General features: G+C 71.3%; 16 protein-coding genes. 9 read left to right on the top strand and 7 right to left on the bottom strand.

Annotated elements, in window-relative coordinates; all coding sequences use genetic code 11:
• Nucleotides 1-106 precede the first annotated feature (106 nt).
• Together ACFWP7_RS38935 and ACFWP7_RS38930 are read right to left on the bottom strand one after the other, a co-directional pair.
• Nucleotides 107-778 carry an HAD family hydrolase gene (locus ACFWP7_RS38935; protein ID WP_384392090.1) on the bottom strand — a complete coding sequence of 224 codons (672 nt, stop codon included), beginning with the start codon at nt 776-778 and terminating at the stop codon, nt 107-109.
• Between the two features lie 273 nt (nt 779-1,051).
• Nucleotides 1,052-1,633 carry a TMEM165/GDT1 family protein gene (locus ACFWP7_RS38930; protein ID WP_384392087.1) on the bottom strand — a complete coding sequence of 194 codons (582 nt, stop codon included), beginning with the start codon at nt 1,631-1,633 and terminating at the stop codon, nt 1,052-1,054.
• 421 nt (nt 1,634-2,054) lie between these two features.
• On the opposite strand from ACFWP7_RS38930, the gene ACFWP7_RS38925 reads away from it, so the two are divergent.
• The 4 genes from ACFWP7_RS38925 to ACFWP7_RS38910 all read left to right on the top strand — a co-directional run bounded on the left by ACFWP7_RS38925 (nt 2,055) and on the right by ACFWP7_RS38910 (nt 7,164).
• Nucleotides 2,055-2,699 carry an HNH endonuclease family protein gene (locus ACFWP7_RS38925; RefSeq protein ID WP_384392085.1) on the top strand — a complete coding sequence of 215 codons (645 nt, stop codon included), beginning with the start codon at nt 2,055-2,057 and terminating at the stop codon, nt 2,697-2,699.
• Between the two features lie 93 nt (nt 2,700-2,792).
• Nucleotides 2,793-4,430 (top strand): alkaline phosphatase D family protein, encoded by a 1,638-nt coding sequence (locus ACFWP7_RS38920; protein WP_384392082.1) that lies wholly within the window; start codon nt 2,793-2,795, stop codon nt 4,428-4,430.
• A 121-nt stretch (nt 4,431-4,551) separates the two neighbouring features.
• Complete coding sequence (locus ACFWP7_RS38915; RefSeq protein WP_384392097.1) at nt 4,552-6,585, top strand: FAD/NAD(P)-binding protein; 2,034 nt, start codon at nt 4,552-4,554, stop codon at nt 6,583-6,585.
• Between the two features lie 96 nt (nt 6,586-6,681).
• Nucleotides 6,682-7,164 (top strand): DoxX family protein, encoded by a 483-nt coding sequence (locus tag ACFWP7_RS38910; protein ID WP_384392094.1) that lies wholly within the window; start codon nt 6,682-6,684, stop codon nt 7,162-7,164.
• Nucleotides 7,165-7,238: 74 nt separating this feature from the next.
• Here ACFWP7_RS38910 and ACFWP7_RS38905 read toward each other — a convergent pair whose 3' ends face one another.
• Nucleotides 7,239-7,802 (bottom strand): superoxide dismutase family protein, encoded by a 564-nt coding sequence (locus ACFWP7_RS38905; protein WP_384392079.1) that lies wholly within the window; start codon nt 7,800-7,802, stop codon nt 7,239-7,241.
• Nucleotides 7,803-8,059: 257 nt separating this feature from the next.
• Here ACFWP7_RS38905 and ACFWP7_RS38900 point away from each other — a divergent pair, with 257 nt between their 5' ends.
• Nucleotides 8,060-8,683, top strand: a complete 624-nt coding sequence (locus ACFWP7_RS38900; RefSeq protein WP_384392076.1) for a DedA family protein — start codon at nt 8,060-8,062, stop codon at nt 8,681-8,683.
• An 83-nt stretch (nt 8,684-8,766) separates the two neighbouring features.
• Here the strand turns inward: ACFWP7_RS38900 and ACFWP7_RS38895 are convergent, their stop codons facing one another.
• Entirely contained in the window at nt 8,767-8,994 is a 228-nt protein-coding gene (locus tag ACFWP7_RS38895; RefSeq protein WP_384392074.1) for a DUF2277 domain-containing protein, read from the bottom strand.
• Nucleotides 8,995-9,283: 289 nt separating this feature from the next.
• On the opposite strand from ACFWP7_RS38895, the gene ACFWP7_RS38890 reads away from it, so the two are divergent.
• Nucleotides 9,284-10,195, top strand: coding sequence for a ketopantoate reductase family protein (locus tag ACFWP7_RS38890; RefSeq protein ID WP_384392071.1), 912 nt, complete (start codon nt 9,284-9,286; stop codon nt 10,193-10,195).
• Between the two features lie 215 nt (nt 10,196-10,410).
• Here ACFWP7_RS38890 and ACFWP7_RS38885 read toward each other — a convergent pair whose 3' ends face one another.
• The 3 genes from ACFWP7_RS38885 to ACFWP7_RS38875 are packed head-to-tail and all read right to left on the bottom strand — an operon-like array spanning nt 10,411 to nt 12,903.
• Nucleotides 10,411-10,998: an isochorismatase family protein gene (locus ACFWP7_RS38885; protein WP_384392069.1), complete on the bottom strand. Its 588-nt coding sequence runs from the start codon at nt 10,996-10,998 to the stop codon at nt 10,411-10,413.
• 2 nt (nt 10,999-11,000) lie between these two features.
• Nucleotides 11,001-12,407 (bottom strand): MFS transporter, encoded by a 1,407-nt coding sequence (locus ACFWP7_RS38880; protein ID WP_384392066.1) that lies wholly within the window; start codon nt 12,405-12,407, stop codon nt 11,001-11,003.
• A gap of 25 nt (nt 12,408-12,432) precedes the next feature.
• Entirely contained in the window at nt 12,433-12,903 is a 471-nt protein-coding gene (locus tag ACFWP7_RS38875) for a MarR family winged helix-turn-helix transcriptional regulator (protein ID WP_384392063.1), read from the bottom strand.
• A gap of 138 nt (nt 12,904-13,041) precedes the next feature.
• Here ACFWP7_RS38875 and ACFWP7_RS38870 point away from each other — a divergent pair, with 138 nt between their 5' ends.
• The 3 genes from ACFWP7_RS38870 (at nt 13,042) to ACFWP7_RS38860 (ending at nt 16,090) form a co-directional block, all read left to right on the top strand.
• On the top strand, nt 13,042-13,647 hold the full coding sequence (locus ACFWP7_RS38870) for a GPP34 family phosphoprotein (RefSeq protein WP_384392061.1): 606 nt from the start codon (nt 13,042-13,044) through the stop codon (nt 13,645-13,647).
• A 26-nt stretch (nt 13,648-13,673) separates the two neighbouring features.
• Nucleotides 13,674-15,023 (top strand): HEAT repeat domain-containing protein, encoded by a 1,350-nt coding sequence (locus ACFWP7_RS38865; RefSeq protein WP_384392058.1) that lies wholly within the window; start codon nt 13,674-13,676, stop codon nt 15,021-15,023.
• 122 nt (nt 15,024-15,145) lie between these two features.
• A complete protein-coding gene (locus ACFWP7_RS38860; RefSeq protein WP_384392056.1) occupies nt 15,146-16,090 on the top strand; it encodes a Dyp-type peroxidase in 945 nt (314 codons plus the stop codon).
• The last annotated feature ends 36 nt before the right edge of the window (nt 16,091-16,126 follow it).

Here is a 16,126-nt window from a genome sequence, read left to right as displayed (position 1 = left end):
GGGGGGGGGGGGGGGGGGGGGGGGCCCCCCCCCCCCCCCCGGAACAAGGGACGGGTAGGGGCGGAGGGGGCGAAAAAACTCACAGCCCGCACCGGCGCAGCCGCCGTCACCCCACATGCAGCCGAATCCCCCCACCCCACATGGCCTCCACCCGCACCTGGGTCAGGTCACGGACGAGGGCGTCGGGACGGTGGACGGACGCCCGAGGGCCGACCCCGACGACGCGCATCCCCGCGGCACGCCCCGCAGATATCCCCGCCCCGGAGTCCTCGAAGACGACACAGTCCTCAGGCGCGACGCCGAGTTCGGCGGCGCCCTTCAGGAACCCCTCGGGATCCGGCTTGCTCGCCCCGACGGACTCGGCGGTGACCCGCACGTCGGGAAGCGCAAGCCCGGCGGCAGCCATCCGCGCGGTGGACAGCCCCACATCCGCGGAGGTCACGAGCGCGTGCGACAGTCCCCCGGCGGCGAGGGAGGCCAGAAACTCCGAAGCACCCGGGATCGCGAAGACGCCGTCCATGTCGGCGGTCTCCTCGGCGAGCATCCGCGCGTTGTCCGCGTAGTTCTGCTCCATCGGCCGGTTCGGCAGCAGCACCGCCATGGAGGCGTACCCCTGCCTGCCGTGGACGACCTTCATGACCTCGTTCCCGTCCAGCCCGTGCCGGTCGGCCCAGCGGCGCCAGCAGCGCTCGACGACGGCGTCCGAGTTGACGAGGGTGCCGTCCATGTCGAGCAGGAGGGCGCGGGCGGTCAGAACGGTGGGAGCCGTCATCGGCATGCTCCAGAGCGCGAGAGACGTGGAAAACGCGGGAAACGCGGGAAACGAAACGTGGAGAACCCCGTAAAGGGGACCGGCTACGCCCCCAGGGAACAAGGTGACCCCGCCCGCCGGTCAGGGAGTACGGACGGGAGTCACTTTGTTCCTCAACCATACAAAAGGGGGGACTTTGGCGCCACCACCTCCGACCAGGCATTCAATCGCCAGGTCTACGTACGGTCACCCTCCGAGGAGCGGAAAGTCACCGCCAGGACGCCACAGGGACCGCCCGCCTCACCCCGTCACCGCCTCGAACAGGCTCCATACCCCCAGCCCCAGCATCAGCACCGCCGCGACCTTGGTCACCAGGCTCAGCGGCACCCGCTTCATCAGCGCCTTGCCGCCGACGATGCCGAGCCCGGCGACCGCCCACAGCGCGAGAACCGCACCCAGGCCGACGGAGAGCGGGTCGTCGTAGCGAGCCGCGAGGTTCGCCGTCATGATCTGGGTGAGGTCACCGAACTCGGCGACCAGGATGAGCATGAAACCCGCCCCGGAGACCTTCCAGAAGCCCTGGTTCTCGGGCTTGCGGATCTCCCCCTCGTCCTCGTCCTTCTTGAAGAGGAGGACGGCGGCGCCGCCCAGGAAGAGCACGCCGGTGAGCGCGTGCAGGATCTGCTGCGGCAGCAGGGTCAGGACACTGCCCGCTGCCACGGCGAGCGCGACATGGAGGGCGAAGGCGGCGGCGACGCCGACGAACACGTACGAGGCGCGGTAGCGCGTGCCGAGGACGAGTCCGGCGAGGGCCGTCTTGTCCGGGAGTTCGGCGAGGAAGACGACGCCGAAGACGAGCGCCATCACGCTGAAGCTGATCAAAATTCCTCAATCGGTCGGGCTGCCCCACCGAGAGTCTGTGCTGCGCTGCGACACCTCGGCATGGCAGCGCACAAGGAGCCCGGGCCGAAAGGCACAGGCAGGTGCACTGCTTGCCGAAGGTCTCGCTGGCCGACCGCGTGACGAGGTCTGCCTCCGGGCGCCGGCTCAGACGAGCTGAGCAGTATGTCGACGGTCCGGCGAAGAGCTACTCCCCTTCTGCGCCGTCCATCCTACGGGATGGCCGTGCGGGCCCCGTAGGGTCCTTGGTCCCGCCGCGGGCGTAGGAGTTCTCGTACGTCAGAAGTGTTGATATGTCATGCACACGTCACTAGCTTCTCACCTGGCACACATCTCCTGGAAACACGCCGCCGCAAGCATGTGCTCGCCCGCCCCAACATCCCCCCACTCCCATGGAGTTCGCATGCCCAAGGTCTACGCGCGTCGACGGCTGAGCATACTCGCAGCGGTCACCGGTCTGATAGCCATGGTCGGGATATTCAACGGCCCGACCGCCTCCGCCGCACTGCCCACCCCGGTCACCGCCGCCACCGCCCGCACCTACCTCGCCTCCCTCACCGTCGCGACGGAGGACCGCACCGGCTACGACCGCGACCTCTTCCCCACCTGGATCACCATCTCCGGCACCTGCAACACCCGTGAGACGGTCCTCAAGCGGGACGGCACGGGCGTCGTCACCGACTCCGCCTGTGCGTCCACCAGCGGCAGTTGGTACTCCGTCTACGACGGCGCGACCTGGACCGCCGCGTCCGACCTCGACATCGACCACCTCGTGCCGCTGGCCGAGGCCTGGGACTCCGGCGCCGACAGCTGGACCACCGCCCAGCGCCAGGCGTTCGCCAACGACCTGACCCGGCCGCAGCTCATCGCGGTCACGGACAACGTGAACCAGTCGAAGGGCGACCAGGACCCGGCCACCTGGATGCCCTCGCGCACCGCCTACGCCTGCACCTACGTCCGCGCCTGGGTCCAGGTGAAGTACTACTACGACCTCTCGGTCGACACCGCGGAGAAGACCAAGCTGACCTCGGTCCTCAGCGGCTGCTGAGCCTGCGGGATCGTTAGCAGGTCGGATCCCGGAACCTCCCCGCCGACCTCCGTCGTTCCGTACCGTACGGGGCGACGGAGGAGGCTGATCAACTTGGCGGAACTGCGCCTGGGACCCCTGCTGAGGTACGTCGACGGCTCGTCCGCGACCTTCTGGGTCGAGACGAGCCGTCCGTGCACCGCCGAGGTGCGCTGCGCCGACGGCAGCAGCGGCGAGGCCCGGACCTTCCAGATCGCCGGACACCACTACGCGTTGGTGGCGGTGAGCGGACTGACCCCGGGCACGAGGACCGCGTACGAGGTGCGGCTGGACGACGTACCCGTGTGGCCGCTGCCCGACTCCGCCTTCCCGCCCTCGGTCGTCAGCACCCCCGACGGCGAGGCCGTGCGGGTCACCTTCGGCTCCTGCCGCTGGGCCGCGCCGCCCGAGAACGAGAAGGACCCGGCGGGCCCGGACGCACTGGACACCCTGGCGGCCCGCATCGCCGGAGCGCCGGAAGGCGAACGCCCGGACGTTCTCCTGCTGTTGGGCGACCAGGTGTACGCGGACGAGGTCTCCCGGGCCACGCTCGGCTGGATCGCCGCCCGCCGCGGCCTCGACGACCCGCCGGGCCACCAGGTCGCGGACTACGAGGAGTACACCCGCCTCTACTACGAGTCCTGGCTCGACCCCGAGATCCGCTGGCTGCTGTCCACCGTGCCCAGTTGCATGATCTTCGACGACCATGACGTCATCGACGACTGGAACACCAGCGCCGCCTGGGTCGCCGACATGCGCGCCACCCCGTGGTGGCGTGAGCGGATCCTGAGCGGCCTGACCTCGTACTGGGTCCACCAGCACCTCGGCAACCTCTCCCCGCGCGAACTGTCCGAGGACCCGCTGTACGCCGCCGTCCGCGAGACCCCCGACGGCACCGACGCGCTGCGCGCCTTCGCCGCACAGGCTGACGCCGACCCCGCCTCCGTCCGCTGGAGCTACCGCCGCGACTTCGGCCGCGTCCGCGTCGTCATGCTCGACACCCGCGCGGCCCGCGTCCTGGACGAGCAGAACCGCCGGATGATCGGCTCCGGCGAGGCGCAGTGGCTGCGCGAACAGGCGCTGGAAGACCCCGGATCGTACGACCATCTCCTCATCGGCACCTCCCTGCCCTGGCTGCTTCCCCCGCTCATACACGACGCCGAGACCTGGAACGCGGCGCTGTGTGTGGGTGAACGGGGCGAGCGGTGGGCGCGGTTCGGGGAGAAGGTGCGCAGGGCGGCCGATCTGGAGCACTGGGCGGCGTTCCCTTCGTCGTTCACCGCGCTCACCGAGTTCATCGCCCAGGCCGGGTCGGGGGACGACGCCCCGGCCACGGTGTGCGTGCTGTCCGGGGACGTGCACCACGCGTACGTCGCCGAGCCGTCCTGGGTCGGCGGCGCACAACCCGACGCCCGGGTCCTCCAGTTGACCTGTTCCCCCGTGCACAACTCCGTCCCCTCCTACATAAAGCTCGGCTTCCGCTTCGGCTGGAGCCGACTGGGGCGCACGATCGGACACCGGCTGCGCCGGCACGGCCGCTGCGCGCACCCGCCCGTCAACTGGGGCAGAACCGGCGGGCCCTGGTTCGGCAACCAGCTGATGACCCTGACGCTGCGCGGGCGTTCCGCATCCCTGCGTCTGGACCAGGCACAGGAAGTACGCGGTGGAGACGTCCGCCTGAGGACGGTGGACGAGTCCGTACTCACCCCCTGATAAGCGATAAGCGCATTGGGTACGGTTGTTGTACGCGTTGTCCCTGATGCTCGTGAGGCATCCCACATGCGGCGCCGATGAGCTGCCCCGGGTCTCGGCTCCCGCACCGTACGACGGCATGATGAGGCGGACCGTCCGCTTCCGGTGGACGGTCCGCCGCCTTGCGCCCCACACGCCGGGAGTCCTCTCTTTGTCCGCACCGCCCGCACCGCCCGCACCGCCCGCCGCGCCCACCGGAACCCGCCATGTCTCCGTCGCCCTCGTCGGTGCCGGGCCGCGCGGCACCAGCGTCCTGGAGCGCCTCTGCGCCTCCGTGCCGGAGCTCCTCGCACCCGGGGTACGGCTGACGGTCCACGTCGTCGATCCCGCCCCACCGGGACCCGGCCGCGTCTGGCGCACCACACAGTCGCCGCAACTGCTCATGAACACCGTGGCCTCACAGGTGACCCTCTTCACCGACGAGAGCGTGGACTGCTCGGGACCGATACGTCCGGGGCCGAGCCTGCACACCTGGGCGGCCGGCGAAGTCGGCCCCGACGACTATCCGACCCGCGCCCGGTACGGCCGCTATCTGGAGTGGGTCTTCGGCGAGGTGGTGCGTGAGGCGCCGCCCGAGGTGCGGGTCGAGGTGCACACCGCCCGCGCGACCCGGCTCGAGGACGCGCGCGACGGCCGTCAGACGCTCACCCTCTCCACCGGCCGCACCCTGTCGGGCCTCGCCGCCGTGATCCTCGCGCAGGGCCATCTGCCGGTCCTCGCGGACCCCGCGGAGCGGCACCTCACCGCGTACGCCGAACGGCACGGCCTGCGCCGCGTCCCGCCCGCCAATCCGGCCGACGTCGGTCTCTCCCCGCTCGCCCCCGGCGAGCCGGTCCTGCTGCGCGGCCTCGGCCTCAACTTCTTCGACCACATGGCCCTGTTGACCACGGGCCGCGGCGGCCGCTTCACCCGCACCCGCCAGGGCCACCTGCGCTACCTCCCCTCGGGCGACGAGCCCCGTCTGTACGCCGGCTCCCGGCGCGGCATCCCGCACCAGGCCCGCGGCGACAACGCGAAGGGCCCGTACGGGCGGCATCTGCCTCTCGTCCTCACGGACGACGTGATCGCCTCCTTCCGCAAGCGCACGGACTCCGGTGACGCGCCGGACTTCCTGCGCGAGATATGGCCGTTGGTGGCGAAGGAGGTGGAAACGGTCTATTACGAGGGGATGTTGGAGGGGCGTGAGTCGAGGAACTTCAGGGACCGGTTCCTCGCCGCCCCCCATCGCGGTCCCCAAGAGGGTTCGATTCTGGCCGAGTTCGGCATCCATTCCGCCAACCACTGGTCCTGGGACCGCATTTCGCGCCCCTACGCCGGACGGGTCTTCGCCGGCCCCGACGCCTGGCGGAACTGGCTCCTCGGACATCTGCGCGAGGACGCCGAGGAGGCCGCGCGCGGCAATGTCGAGGGCCCGCTCAAGGCCGCCCTGGACGTGCTGCGCGACCTGCGCAACGAACTTCGCCGGATCGTCGACCACGGAGGGCTTTCGGGCGCTTCACGCCGGGAACACCTGGACCGTTGGTATACGCCGCTCAACGCGTTCCTCTCCATCGGGCCACCCCGGCAGCGCGTGGAGGAGATGGCGGCGCTGATCGAGGCGGGCGCACTGACCGTTCTCGGACCCCGCCTCGGGGTGCGGGGCGAGGACGGGGCCTGGGTCGCACACTCCCCTGACGTGCCGGGTTCGGCGGTACGCACGACGACGCTCATCGAGGCGCGGCTGCCGGAAGCGGACGTGCGGCGGACCGCCGACGAGCTGCTCGGGCGGCTGCTGAAGACGGGCCGGTGCCGTCCGCACACCGTCGACGGTTACGAAACCGGAGGCCTGGACGTAACACCGCGCCCTTACCGTCTGATCGACCGTCAAGGCCGGGCGCACACACGGCGTTTCGCGTTCGGCGTGCCCACCGAAGGGGTGCACTGGGTGACCGCGGCCGGGGCCAGGCCAGGCGTGGATTCGGTCATGCTGTCCGACGCCGACGCGGTGGCGCGGGAGGTACTACGGGTCGCACAACGGGGCGCACCGCGTGCGGCGACGGCCGACACGGAAACCCAAACGGAAGCGCAAACGGAAGCAGATCCGTGGCCGAATGTTGAACTTGCAAGCATAGATTAGGCGCCCCTACCGTAAGGGGCTCACTCGGTTCCGTCCCCACGACCGGTCCGTCCCAACGGACCGGCCCTGACCGAAGGAGACCCCATGAGACCCGGCCTGTCCGGACGCCTCAACAGCGCCCAGCCCTACGCCATCGCCCTGTTCCGCATCGTCGTCGGCCTCCTCTTCGCCTGCCACGGCGCCGCCTCGCTCTTCGGAGTCCTCGGGGGCGCGATGGGCGGCGGCAGCATCGACGCAGGCACCTGGCCCGGCTGGTACGCGGCCGTCATCCAGTTCGTCGGCGGCATCCTGGTACTGCTCGGCCTCGGCACCCGCGCCGCCGCGTTCATCGCCTCGGGTTCGATGGCGTACGCGTACTTCGACGTCCACCAGTCGGGCGCCCTGTGGCCCATCCAGAACGGCGGCGAGGCCGCGGCGATGTTCAGCTGGGCCTTCCTGCTGCTGGTCTTCACCGGCTCCGGCGCCCTCGGCCTCGACCGCATCCTCGCCTCCCGCACGTCCTCGGGCTCGAACTCGGCGGACTCGGCGGACTCGGCGGACTCGGCGGACGAGCGGACCTCGGAGCCCGTACCGGCCTGATCACTTGCACGACGGCGCCCGTCCCCTCGTACGAAGGCGTACGAGGGACGGGCGCCGTCGACCGTCGTACCCGCTCAGCCCGTCCCGGCCCCCCACCCGAACGGCACGGTGAAGCAGGCCACCCTGGAGCCGGCCATGCCCGGCGCGGAGTGCAGCACCACGGAGGAGGCCTCGCCACGCCTGAAGTTCCAGTCGTGCCGGGCGCTCGCCCCGCCGTCGCCGCGGTCGTCGGCGGTGAAGTCGAGCCAGACCTCGTTGTCGGCGTTGGCGTAGGCCGGGTCCGTCGGCGGCTGCACGGGGTCCTTGCGGTGCTGGTAGTGCCCGCCCGCGGCGGCCGGCTCGGTGCCGCACGGCTTCTGGTGCACATGCACGCCGTACACGTGCCCCGCCGTCAGGCCCTCCACCTTCAGCCGTACGGTCGTGGCGCCACTCGCCTCGGTGCGCTGGCTCACCTCGATCCGGGCGGCCGCGGGTACGAGCGTCGTGTCGTACGTCAGTGCCGCCGACGGGACGAAGGCGGTGGGCGGCGCGAACCGCGCGTCCGTCTTCATCCAGTAGCCGTCGGGCGCGGCCGTGCCGCTGCCGCCCGTCGCCAGTAGGGCCGACGCCAGAACGCCGACGAATATGCCTGCCACCATCGCTGTCCAACTCCTCTTGGGCTTGTGCTGCGCACCCCCGCCGAATCGATCTCCCTTTCGTTGGTACGGGAAGTCGGCGCGGTGCGCCGCGCGGAGGCGGCAGCCGGGTGAACGTGGCGTGAGAGACCCACGAGCCCCCGTGAAACTCCTGTCACACCCGCGGCGTACGCTGTATGGCTGTCACAGGCCGCCCTGCCGCTCCCCGCCACGCCGCGGCGTGGTTGTGCCTACGGGGGAAGTACAGGGGAGTGTTGCGGGTGCTGGAAAGTGTGGGGCTGCTGACAGGCGGCCCATGGATCTACGTGGCGGTGGCCACCTCGGTCCTGCTCGATGTCTTCCTGCCGGTGCTGCCGAGTGGCGTGCTGGTCATCATGGCCGCGACCGCCGCGGCGGCGGGCTCCGCGACCGGCGAAGTACCGCAGGCGGTGCCCGACATCCTGTTCCTCATCCTGTCCGCGGCCACCGCCTCCGTCCTGGGCGACCTGGTGGCGTACCGCCTGGCCTGGCGCGGCGGCGAGCGTCTGGACCGGGCCATCGCCCGCTCCCGCCGCCTGACCAGTGCGCAGGAACGTCTCGGCGCGGCCCTCGCACGAGGCGGCGGCCCGCTGGTCGTGGTCGCCCGCTTCGCCCCGGCCGGCCGCTCGGTCGTCTCACTCGGCGCCGGCGCCGCCCATCGCCGCGTCCGCGAGTTCCTGCCCTGGTCGATCCTCGCGGGCCTGTCCTGGGCCGTGTACAGCGTCGCCCTCGGCTATTTCGGCGGCCAGTGGCTGGGCACGACATGGCTCGCCACGGGGGTTTCGCTCGTGGCGCTGTTCGGCGCGGGCGCCGGCGCGGCGTATCTGATGCGTCGGCCCGCGCCCGCGGAGTCGGGCGCCCCCTAGGGCCCGTCCGGCCGATCAAGTCGCGGGAAATCGGCGGCGCCTTATGAACGCCGTGAGCGGGGTCTGGTGCGTGCAGCTGGGGCCTAGGTCTGCTGGGCTGCCGCCCCGCGTACTTCCAGGCCGTCCAGGAGTTCGGCGGTGGCCGCCGCGATCGCCTCGACGGCCTGGTCGAAGACCGCACGGTTGTGGGCGGCGGGGGCACGGAAGCCGGACACCTTGCGGACGTACTGGAGGGCGGCGGCGCGGATCTCCTCCTCGGTGGCCTCTTCGGGGATCACGGGCGGACGGAGTGTCTTGATGCTGCGGCACATACGTCCAGTGTCGCGCGTACGCCGACGTCCGGTCGCGCGCGTACGCCGACGTCCGGTCGCGCGCTCACGCCGACGACCGGTCTCACGCTCACGCCGACGCCCGGTCTCACGCTCACGCCGACGACCGGTCTCACGCTCACGCCGACGACCGGTCTGGCGCTTACGACGGGCCCCGGCTGTCGTCCCCGTCTCCGTCCCCGGGGTATCGATACGTCCCTACCGGCTGCGATGATCCGCTCCGAGGCGGCCACCCTTCCCGGGGGCCGACCGGCGAGAGGATCGAACCACCATGGAGACAGCACAAGTCACGCGTATGACCGTCGCGGTACTGGGCCCCGGCGGCGTCGGCGGTCTGCTCGCCGCGCTGCTGGCCCGCGCCGGGCACCGGGTGATCTGCCTGGCGGGGGACGAGACCGCGCGGACACTGGGCGCGGACGGCATCCGCGTACGCAGCGGGCACTTCGGCGACTTCACGGCGCGGGTCGAGGCGGACACCGAGCTGCGTGAGCCCGTCGACGCGTGTCTGATCGCGGTCAAGGCCACGGCGCTGGAGGCGGCCCTGGAGCGCGTCCCGGTGAAGGCGCCGGGCGCCGGGCTGCTCGTACCGTTCCTGAACGGTGTCGAACACCCGGCGGCCCTGCGCGAGCGCTACGGCCCCGACCGGGTGGCCCCCGCGGTGATCCGCGTGGAGTCGGCTCGCGTGGCACCGGGGCTGATCGAACACGGCAGCCCCTTCGCGGAGGTCGACCTGACCGGCGAGACGGTGGAGCGGGAACGGCTGGACGCACTCGCGGGCGCGCTGGAGGGGGCCGGGCTCGGCACCCGCGTCCAGGACGGTGAGGCGGCGACGCTGTGGGCGAAGATGTCCTTCCTCGCCCCGTTCGCCCTGCTGACCACCCGGTACGGGCTCCCCCTGGGTGACGTACGCACCCTCCACCGCGAGGAACTGGCGGCGCTGGTCGAGGAGACGGCGGCCGTCAGCGCGGCGTGCGGCGCTCCGGCCGACCCGGCAGCAGCCCTCGCCCGCTACGACTCCTTCCCGCCCGCTGCCAAGTCCTCCATGCAGCGCGACGCCGAGGCGGGCCTCCCGCTCGAACTGGACGCGATCGGCGGGGCGTTGTTGCGGGCGGCCGAGCGGTACGGGGTGCCTGTGCCGGTGGCGAGCGGGCTGGTGCGGGAGTTGGCGATGGCGGGCCGCTGACCCGCGGGCCTTCAGGGGCGACGGGCTGCTGGCCCTCTGCCCCTCAGGGGCGACGGGCTGCTGGCCCTCTGCCCCTCAGGGGCGACGGGCCACTGACCCGCCGACCCCCAGGGCGCCGGGCTGGCCCATGATGTCGCTGTTCTTCCCCGGCGGAGACGAGACGCCCGACCCGACCCCGGGGGCGGGTGTCGCCGACCCGCGCCCCTGGGGTCTCGTCAGGGGCGGGTCTTCGCCAGCAGTTCGACGATCTCGGCCGTCGTCCCCGTCTCGCCGAGGCGGGGGAAGATCCGCTCGACGCTGTTGCGGTGGCTGTCGGGGTCGGGGTCGGACATGGCGTCGGTGGCGAGGGTGACGTGGTAGCCGTGTTCGTGGGCGGCGCGGGCGCTGGACTCCACGCCGATGCTGGTGGCGATGCCGCCCAGCACGATCTGGGTGATCCCCCGGCGGCGCAGGTGCACATCGAGGTCGGTGCCGTGGAAGGCTCCCCAGTTCCGCTTGGTGACGGTGATGTCCTCGGGGCGCCCGGCCAGCTCGTCGACGATGACGTCCCAGCCCTCCGGCCAGCTGCGGGGCTGGCTGCCGCCGTCCGTGCGGCCGGGTGCGGCGTCCGCCCCGTCCGCGGCGAAGCTGACCCGTACGAGGATCACGGGGAGGCCGTGACCACGGAAGGCGTCGGCGAGTTCGCCCGCGCACTCCACGACCTCGGCGGCGGGGTACGGGGCGAGGGCCGGGTGCCCGACGACCCCCTTCTGCAGGTCGATGAGGACGAGCGCGGTACGGGGGTCGAGCGTGCTGAGAGCCATGATCAGGAGGCCTTTCGAGGAACGGGGGTGATGGTGCGGAGGGAACGGTCCAGGAGGGTCACCGCCAGGAGCAGTACGGCTCCGGCGAGCATGAACAGGGCCAGATCGTGCAACCCGTGGGAGTCGGCGCCGTGGGCGAAGAAGGTCGCGGTGGCGGCGGAGGCGCCCATCGCGCCGAGGTAGGTGAAGGTGCGCAGCAGCCCGGCGGCGGAGCCGATGCGTGCGGGGTCGGCCTGCCGGTAGAGGGCGTTCTGGTTGGCGAGGCCGAGGAGGCCCTGCGGTACACCCATGAGGACGCCGACGGCGGCGAGCAGCCAGACGGGGCTGCCGGAGCCCACCACCAGCAGCAGCGAACAGGCGGCGATCTGTACGAGGCCGCCGACGACGAGCTTGGCGCGGACGTCCTCACGCCGTCCGGTGGCGGCGGAGACGGCCAGCGCGCTCAACGACAGCGGCAGCAGGAGCAGTCCGGCGGCGGACGCGTGCAGCCCACCGCCCTCCTCCAGCCACTGCGGGAAGCCGTACAGGAAGCCGTAGACGGCGGTGAAGCTCAGGAACTGGCGCAGAAAGGTGGCCAGCATGGGCAGGTTGCCGCCGAGTACCCGCAGATCGATGAAGGGCTCCGCGACGCGCAGTTCCCGCAGGACGAGCCCGGTTCCCGCGGCCGCCGTCACCCCGAGCAGATACAGGTCGGCGATCTCCGGCTTCATCAGGAACACCATCAGCGAGACGAGCATCGCGGCGAACAGGACCATGCCCACGAGGTCCACGGCCTGCTTCGTACGCGGTGCCTTGAGCCGGTGCTTCGGCAGCCGCAGCGCCCCGAGCACCAGACAGGCCAGCGAGAGCGGGACATTGACGGTGAAGATGACGCGCCAGCCACCCGCACCGATCAGCAGTCCGCCCAGGGTGGGGCCGATGGCGACGACGGTCTGGTTGGCGACCGAGAGCGCGGTCAGGACACCGGCCGGGCTGTCCTGCCCGGTGCGCTCGGCCTCGCTCCGGGTGAGGGACATGGACGCGGGGTACGCGGCCGACGTACCGAATCCGAGCAGTACCCGGGCGGCGATCAGCGCGCCGAGAGACGGGGCGAGGGAGCCCAGCAGTCCGGCGACACCCACCAGTGCCGTACCGATGAGGTAGAGGCGACGGGGTCCGTGTGTGTCGACCAGCCGTCCGACGACGGGCTGGCCGACGGCGGTGGCGAGGTAGAGCGCGGAGACGAGCCACGCCGTCTCCGAGGCCTGCGCCCCGAAGGCGGCTCCGATCGGCACCAACGCCACCGCGATCATCGAGGAGTTGATCGGGTTGAGGATGGAACCGAGGATCATCGGGGCGATGAGCCGCCGGTCGAATCCCGCGGGGGCCCCGCGCGGCGGCCGGGTGGAGCGGGTGAGCTTGGGTATCACGGGCGGGTGAGCCGTTCCCTTGCGTTCACGGGCGGGTGAGCCGTTCCAGTACGGCCATCGCCTCGACGACGGTCTGCCGCTCGGCCTCCGTGCAGTGGTCCTGGAAGGCCCGGGCCAGCCACTCCTCGCGGGCCTGCCGGGTGCCCTCGACGCGTTCGCGACCGGCGGCGGTCAGCGTGACGAGTTGGCGGCGGCCGTCGGACGGGTCCGGGTTGCGTTCGACGAACCCCTGCTCGTCGAGTGCGGCGAGCGTGGCGGCCATCGACTGCGGGCGGACCCCCTCGGCCGTCGCCAGCGCACTGGCCGTGGCGGCCCCGCTCTTGCTGACCAGCGTGAGCGCGGACACCTGCGAAGGTGTGAGGTCCTCCGTCTCGGAGACCTCCCTGATCCGCCGCCGCAGCCGGCTGAACGCCACCCGAAGATCACGCGCGGCACGGGCGGCGGACCCGGAGATGCCCTCGTCGCGCTCCATGTCCTCGTCGCTGTCGTCGTCCATGCGGCCAAGCTAATTCCTACAGTCCAGACTGTCCAGTCTGAACTGAACAGCCTTCCCTGAGGAACTCCTGGCAGGTCCGGATGCACGCCGACCCCTCGGCGACGTATCGTCACCGATGTCTCAGACATGGAGCCCAAAATGACCACACCGCGGGACCTGTTGATCATCACCATGGACGTTTCGTCCAGCCGTCCCGTCGAGCAGGGCGACCTGTCACTGGCCCTCGCGGGAGCCGAACTGGTCGACCTCCTCGGCGCCCGGGCACTCACCCTTGACGACGACCGCATCGTGCCCGGCCCGCAGGGGACCGTGGGCGATCGCCTGCTGGACGAGGCCGCGTCGTCGCTCGTCCGACAGCAGCCGTACGAGTCGGTCGAGGACCGGCTGTGGCGGCGGGGCCGTGACCTGTCCTCGGCCTATCTCGCCGACCTGGAAGCGGAGGCCCAGCCCACCTCACGCCGCCACCGCTGGATTCCGGGCCGCACCGACCGAGCGGAACCGACCGACTCACCGGCCCGTCGCCGGGCGACCGACCGACTCACCTCCGGCGAGCCCGTCCTCGCCGCCCTCGCGGCCGCCGTGGGCATCCAGGACGCGGGGCCCGAAGAGGCCACGACCATCACCGACGACGCGGTCGCGACCGTACTGGCCGCCGTGCACGACGCCATCACGGAACTGGAAGCCGTACGGCAACGGAAACGTGTCGAGGACGCGGCCTTCGACAACATCTGGCGAGGGATGTAAACAGTCGGCCCAAGGGGGGTGGGGACATGAGCGAGAGCGACGGTCGGCTCGGGGTGGCCGTTCGGGCGGGCGACGCCGAGACGGTGCGCGCCTTGGTGGCAGCGGGCGCGGATCCGGACGTGCTTGATGCGGACGGACTGCCGCTGCTGTGCGTGGCTGTGGCGGCGTACGACGGACCGGTCGCCGGCGCGTTGGTGGTGGGCGGCGCGGACCCCGACCGGGTGCTGCCGGACGGGAGCACGCCGCGGTGGCGGGCCGTCGACGGCGGCTCGCCCGCGGTCTGCTTGGCGTTGCTGGACGACGAGCTCCGCCTGCGGCTCCCGGCAGCCACCCGCGAACGGCTCCTCGCACTGGCCCGGGGCTGGTACGAGACGGGCGCGGTCGAGGAGTTGCGGCGCAGGACCGGCGCATCGGGTCCCGCCATGACGGTCCGGGTCCAGGACGACGACTACGACTGGGTCGATCAGGTCTCGCTCGGCGGTCTCGTCGTACGAGCCGGGCACGGCTCCATCCTGACCTCGCTGGAGTGGGCCTTCCGTATCCCGACCCCCGTCGACGAGCTGATCGCCCGCGCCGTCGAGCAGCCGGACGAGGACCATGTGAACTGGTCGACCGTCCGCTCGATCCTCTCGCAACGCCTCAGCCATGAGACCTGGTCGGCCGTGGTGGCCCACCACCGCGCCCCTGACCCGGCGCGCCGCCGGTTGGTGGTGGATTACCTGCGGTTGCGGGCGGTCATGTGTTTCGACCGCCCCGACCCCTACGAGAAGGAGGAGAGCGAACTCCTGGCCACCTGGGCGGCCGAGGAGACGGACAGCGCGCTACTCGCGAGGGTGCTGGACATCTTCCTCGGGTACGAGCATCCCGGCCAGGAGACCATCGGGCTCCGTCACGCCGGCCATCCGGACCCCCGCGTACGCCGCGAAGTGCCCTACGCCCTCTGCAGGGACTACGTCGCCCGCAGCCTCGCAGCCAGGGCGGCACTGGTCACCCTCACCCGCGATCCGGACACCCGGGTTCGGCTCAGCGCGTGCATGGCGGGCTCGCGGGACGCCGACCTCCGCCCTGACATCACCCGGGCGTTGCTCCTCATGGCCGAGGATCCGGATGCCGAGACGCGGGGTGCGGCCGTTTCGACCCTGGCCGAGGTCCAGGACCTGCCGCGGGCCGTCGCCGATGCCTTGGCGGGAATGCTCGACGACGACGACCTGCTCGTACGCCTGGCGGCCACCTACGGTCTCGCCCGCTGCGACGATCCGCGCACCGCCGAGGCCATCGAGCGACTGGGGCCTCTCCCAGCCGCCTACGAACACGACCACCGGCCCAGCGCGCTCTGGCGGTGGAGTCGGCGGAAGGCGAACCCGGGCAGCGAGTAGTGGTGACGGACACCGTCGGGGCTGGTTCCCGCGCGGTTTTCTGCCGGACCGATCAGGATGGCCAGTGGGACCGGCGGTAGGGCCCAGGACGATACTTCCGTATCTCATGAGGAGGCCGGCTCGTGGTTGAGTCGCAGGCCGTGATCGTCTCACCGGCCAGGGCCACCGTGTTTCTGGTGGCCACCCTTACGCCAGGCCACGAGGACACGGTCCGCGATCTACTGGAAGACCTCTCGGGTCTGCGGCGTTCGGTCGCCTACCGCGCGCCCGACGACGAGCTCACCTGTGTCGTCGGCATCGGATCGGCGGCATGGGACCGGCTGTTCAGCGGGCCGCGCCCACAGGAACTGCATCCGTTCGCGGAGTTGACCGGTGAGCGCCACCGGGCCCCGTCCACGCCGGGCGACCTCCTGTTCCACGTGCGGGCCCGTCGTATGGACCTGTGCTTCGAACTGGCCCGGCTGATCGCGGAACGGCTGAGCGGCGCGGTCACGGTCGTCGACGAGGTGCATGCCTTCAAGTACTTCGACGAGCGCGACCTGCTCGGCTTCGTCGACGGCAGCGAGAACCCGGAGGGTGGGACGGCGGTCGAAGCCGTGTTCATCGGCGACGAGGACCACGCCTTCAAGGGCGGCAGTTACGTGATCATCCAGAAGTACCTGCACGACATGACCGCGTGGAACGCCCTGCCGTCAGGCGAGCAGGAGAACGTCATCGGGCGGACGAAGCTGGCCAACATCGAACTCCCCGACGAGGTCAAACCCGTCGACTCCCACGTGGCGCTCAACGTCATCACCGATGAGGGCGGCAACGAACTCAAGATCGTGCGGGAGAACATGCCCTTCGGCAGTGTCGGCGACGGCGAGTTCGGCACGTACTTCATCGGCTACGCCCGTACTCCGGCGGTGACCGAACGGATGCTGCGGAACATGTTCCTCGGCGACCGGCCGGGCATGCACGACCGCATCCTCGACTTCTCGACCGCGCTCACCGGATGCCTCTTCCACGTGCCGACGGAGACCTTCCTCGACGACCTTCCCGCCGCTCCCGGCGAAGGCCTCACCTGATCGCGTCACCTGATCGCGTGGCGTGGCAGCGTGCGA

The organism is Streptomyces sp. NPDC058470 (assembly GCF_042721055.1).
Taxonomy (GTDB): Bacteria; Actinomycetota; Actinomycetes; order Streptomycetales; family Streptomycetaceae; genus Streptomyces.
The sequence above is the reverse complement of the archived record's forward strand: the minus strand, read 5'-3'. Positions and strand labels throughout refer to the sequence as shown.